Origin of the sequence: Kluyvera sp. Awk 3, assembly GCF_028069715.1 — a bacterium.
Taxonomy (GTDB): Bacteria; Pseudomonadota; Gammaproteobacteria; order Enterobacterales; family Enterobacteriaceae; genus Kluyvera; species Kluyvera georgiana_A.
Window position 1 is genome coordinate 1 of the sequence record NZ_JANEWH010000227.1, and the last position, 3,907, is coordinate 3,907.

The 3,907-nt window shown below is 50.1% G+C and carries 5 protein-coding genes; 2 read left to right on the forward strand and 3 right to left on the reverse strand.

The window, feature by feature from the left end; genetic code table 11:
* The first annotated feature begins 262 nt into the window (after nucleotides 1-262).
* Nucleotides 263-934 (forward strand): SOS response-associated peptidase, encoded by a 672-nt coding sequence (locus NNN71_RS23955; RefSeq protein WP_271459523.1) that lies wholly within the window; start codon nucleotides 263-265, stop codon nucleotides 932-934.
* On the opposite strand, the gene NNN71_RS23960 is transcribed toward NNN71_RS23955, so the two are convergent.
* The 3 genes from NNN71_RS23960 to NNN71_RS23970 form a co-directional block, all read right to left on the reverse strand.
* Nucleotides 927-2,192 (reverse strand): Y-family DNA polymerase, encoded by a 1,266-nt coding sequence (locus NNN71_RS23960; RefSeq protein ID WP_271459526.1) that lies wholly within the window; start codon nucleotides 2,190-2,192, stop codon nucleotides 927-929. The two genes, NNN71_RS23955 and NNN71_RS23960, sit on opposite strands and share 8 nt — an antisense overlap.
* A 2-nt stretch (nucleotides 2,193-2,194) precedes the next feature.
* On the reverse strand, nucleotides 2,195-2,614 hold the full coding sequence (locus NNN71_RS23965) for a translesion error-prone DNA polymerase V autoproteolytic subunit (protein ID WP_271459527.1): 420 nt from the start codon (nucleotides 2,612-2,614) through the stop codon (nucleotides 2,195-2,197).
* A gap of 214 nt (nucleotides 2,615-2,828) precedes the next feature.
* On the reverse strand, nucleotides 2,829-3,383 hold the full coding sequence (locus NNN71_RS23970; protein WP_271459524.1) for a recombinase family protein: 555 nt from the start codon (nucleotides 3,381-3,383) through the stop codon (nucleotides 2,829-2,831).
* Between the two features lie 279 nt (nucleotides 3,384-3,662).
* Here NNN71_RS23970 and NNN71_RS23980 point away from each other — a divergent pair.
* A partial coding sequence (locus NNN71_RS23980; RefSeq protein WP_271459525.1) for an acyltransferase family protein occupies nucleotides 3,663-3,907 on the forward strand: 245 nt, incomplete at its 3' end.

The window sequence follows — 3,907 nt, forward strand, 5'->3', positions numbered from 1 at the left end:
TACCATTATAGTTCATAAAACACCCAGCCAAGGGTGTATTTTCTACCACTAAAAATCATGTAGTTACTGAAAATTTCGGACATATTCGGACCAAATTCGGACATGCGGTAAACCTTCAACAACGCCCTTTTTTACCTCCTGACATCCATCAAATCCCTACTCTATGGTGCGTCATTTTTTGTGAAAAATACGAGGCGCATCACGCTTCCAAATAATTATTTATTCGCTCCTATACTTTCAGTCATCAGAATGGAGGTGATCTATGTGTGGCCGTTTTGCTCAGGCGAAAACCCGTGAAGAATACCTGGCGTATCTTGCAGAAGAAGCTGAGCGCAATATTCCTTATGACCCTCTTCCCATCGGTCGCTACAACGTCGCACCGGGTACCAGAGTCCTGCTGCTGAGCGAACGCGACAAACAGCTGTACCTTGATCCTGTTTTGTGGGGGTACGCTCCGGGATGGTGGGACAAGCCACCACTGATTAACGCCAGAAGAGAAACGGCAACCACCAGCCGTATGTTTAAGCACCTCTGGCACCATGGCCGCGCGATCGTCTTTGCTGATGGCTGGTTTGAATGGAAGCAGGAAGGCGACATGAAACAGCCCTACTTCATTCACCGGGCCGACGGGAAGCCAATTTTTATGGCAGCGATCGGCAGCACACCCTTCGAGCGCGGCGACACTCAGGAAGGCTTTCTGATTGTAACCATGGCTGCCGATGACAATCTGGCAGAGATTCACGAGCGGCGGCCGCTGGTATTGACGCCGGAAGCCGCTCGCGAATGGATGAGGCAGGATATCAGCGATAATGAGGTGCAGAGTATCGCTGATGACGGCTCAGTTACTGCCGGCCACTTTACATGGCATGCAGTATCGAAAGCCGTAGGCAATGTTAAAAATCAGGGGCAGGATCTGACAGCTCCCATTACCTGACGACAAGGAGATCGTTATATCGGGTTGTATACCGGGGAGATAACATGTTTCGCTTCATCTGCCATTGCTGCTGTATACCCTGCCCAGCAAAATACAGCGTTCCCCGCCCGCCTTTTACATTCAGCTGGTCCAGAACCTGCATCAGCGCGGCGCTGTTTTGCCGCGGCGCGTTATCATCAAACAGGTTCAGTTGTGCCACTCCCTGGCTAAAGAAATCGCCAAGCATCACCCCTGCTTTCTGATAGCGGTATCCTTCTTTCCATACGGCATCCAGGCAACGCGTAGCGGCACCGATAATGTCCCGGCTGTCCTGAGTGGGCGTCAGTAGTTTCACGGCAGAACTGTTGCCATAGTACGGCTCTTTCAATGCAAAGGGGCTGGTTTTAACAAACGCGGAAATAAAACGGCAAAACTGATGTTCGCGCCTGAGTTTCTCAGCCGCCCGGCTGGCGTAGCTGCAGATAGCCTGACGCATATCCTCATACTCAGTGATACGGTCACCAAAAGAACGCGAACAGATAATTTCCTGTTTCACCGGAGCGAATTCCTCCAGCCCGAGGCATGATTCACCACGGAGCTCTCTTACCGTTCTTTCCAGTACAACATTGAAGTGCTTCCTGATAAAACGGATATCAGTGTCGGCCAGCTGCAGTATCGTCTTTATCCCCATAGACTCCAGCTTTTTAGAAATCCGGCTCCCTATTCCCCAGACATCGTTCACTGGTAGCGCGGCCATCAGTTTTCGCTGTCGTTCCACATTCGACAAATCCACAACACCGCCCGTCTGGCGTTGCCACTTTTTGGCAGCATGGTTGGCCAGTTTGGCCAGCGTTTTGGTCTGGGCTATGCCAACACCGACCGTCAGATGCGTCCGTCGTAACACCGTTTCGCGTATCTCCCGACCAAAACCGGTAAGGTCACGACAGTTTCGGACTCCGGTCAAATCGCAAAAAGCCTCGTCGATAGAGTAAATCTCAACACGGGGTGATAATTCCTCCAGGGTCGTCATGACCCTGTTACTCATGTCCGCGTACAGCTCATAATTGCTGCTGAAGGCGATAACACCATGACGCCTGAAAATATCCTTCTGGCTGAAGTAGGGTTCCCCCATCCTCACAAATGGTTTTGCCTCTGCACTCCTTGCGATTACGCATCCGTCGTTATTAGACAGTACGACGACAGGCCGCCCTTCCAGGTCAGGACGGAAGACAGTTTCGCAGGAAGCGTAAAAGGAATTCACATCACAAAGCGCAAACATGGTCAATCAGCAGCCTTAATGATGAATGTCACGACACCAAAAATATTTAGCTGCTCTTCGCCATCAATCACAATCGGCTTGTATGCGCTGTTCATTGGGTTGAGCTGGATAGTTGGCCTGAGCTGCAGGCGTTTAACGGTAAACTCACCATCAACCGCTGCTATCACGATATTGCCATGCCCTGCAGTCAGCGAGCTGTCGACAACCAGCAAATCCCCCTCGCCTATACCGGCATCCACCATGGAATCACCGGCAGTTTTCACAAAATAAGTGGCGCTGGGATGCTTTACCAGCAACTCATTCAGATCTATCCGCTTTTCGACATAGTCCTGGGCAGGAGAAGGGAAACCGCATGGAACAAGGGTACTGTAGACAGGAAAGCACTGTACTGAACGGAGCTCTTTTAAAGTGAAAAACTGCATCATAATCACCACCAACAAACACTGACTATATATACAGTAGTTTTGAAAATGGCGCAGATCAACTCCTGATTTCTGGCTTTCCTGTAACCCGTTATGGGATGAAGATTTTTAGTTTTCCGGGGCAGCCGCTGGTAAACTGCGCGGCGGTTGCCAACGGCATGAACACCTGGCAATCAGCCGCAGCCCGCTCTTGCATACGGCGGGCTGCGGTATCTTACCGCTCTACTGCCGGAAATTTTTTATAGAGCATCGATACGCCAACGCCATAAAGGATCGCCACTTGCTGGCGGCTCTCGCCAGCGGCAATCATCTGCCCCATGCCTTCCCATTGCTCGTCCGTGAACTTTGGCCGGCGACCACCAACGCGCCCTTTCGCCCGAGCAACAGCCAGGCCTGCCAGCGTTCGCTCGCTGTTAAGATCTGACTCATACTGGGCCGCTGACAGGATATTGCGGAAATTGTAGCGGCCGCTGGCCGTTTTCAGATCCACACCATCGGTAATACTGCGGAAGTTGACACCCTGTTCCTGTAACTGCTGGAACATTAACAGCGCGTGCAGGACGTTACGCCCTATCCTGTCCAGCTTCCATACCACCAGCCCATCGCCGTTCTGCATTGTGTCGATCAGCTTTTTGAGAACTGGCCGGTTTGATTTCCTGCCGCTGGCGTGTTCTTCAAAAATCAGCTCACACCCTGCCGAGCCCAGCGCGAGACGCTGCAGCTCTGTGTCCCGATGGTTTGTTGATACGCGGGCATATCCATAAATCATTGGTATTTCTCCTATTGTGAAAACAGGAAAAACGGCGAAATATCGCCTGCCGGCGGGAGTTATAAAAAAGGTTCCTTTTCGGCTGGTATCGCCTACCTTTCCCGTTATCCAGGTTGATCAAGTGCGGTTTCGGGTGCGCCCGGTATCGCTTAATCCTGAATTCCCATCCATCTCACCTCAAGGCTGCTTTCGCTACTTCACACCTGTAGTTGTCTGTTTTTTTTTGATAAGATTACTACTCTTTATTGCGTATATTATGAAACTCATTTCAAGGTTAAAATGAACATATTCAAGGATACTGGAAAGACCCAGTCGTCGCTGTACCGACCTGACATCGATGGTTTGAGGGCTGTTGCTGTTCTATTGGTTCTTTTCTTTCATGCTGGATTTGATTTTTTTTCTGGCGGCTATGTTGGTGTAGATGTATTTTTTGTTATATCTGGCTATCTTATTACAGGAATACTTGCATCTTCAATTGAGAAAAACAAATACTCTTTCAAAACATTTATCTTGTCGAGGATAAC

Coding starts and splice junctions, on each gene's coding strand:
- NNN71_RS23955 (WP_271459523.1), top strand. CDS start 263: ATGTGTGGCCGTTTTGCTCAGGCGAAAACCCGTGAAGAATACCTGGCG.
- NNN71_RS23960 (WP_271459526.1), bottom strand. CDS start 2,192: ATGTTTGCGCTTTGTGATGTGAATTCCTTTTACGCTTCCTGCGAAACT.
- NNN71_RS23965 (WP_271459527.1), bottom strand. CDS start 2,614: ATGCAGTTTTTCACTTTAAAAGAGCTCCGTTCAGTACAGTGCTTTCCT.
- NNN71_RS23970 (WP_271459524.1), bottom strand. CDS start 3,383: ATGATTTATGGATATGCCCGCGTATCAACAAACCATCGGGACACAGAG.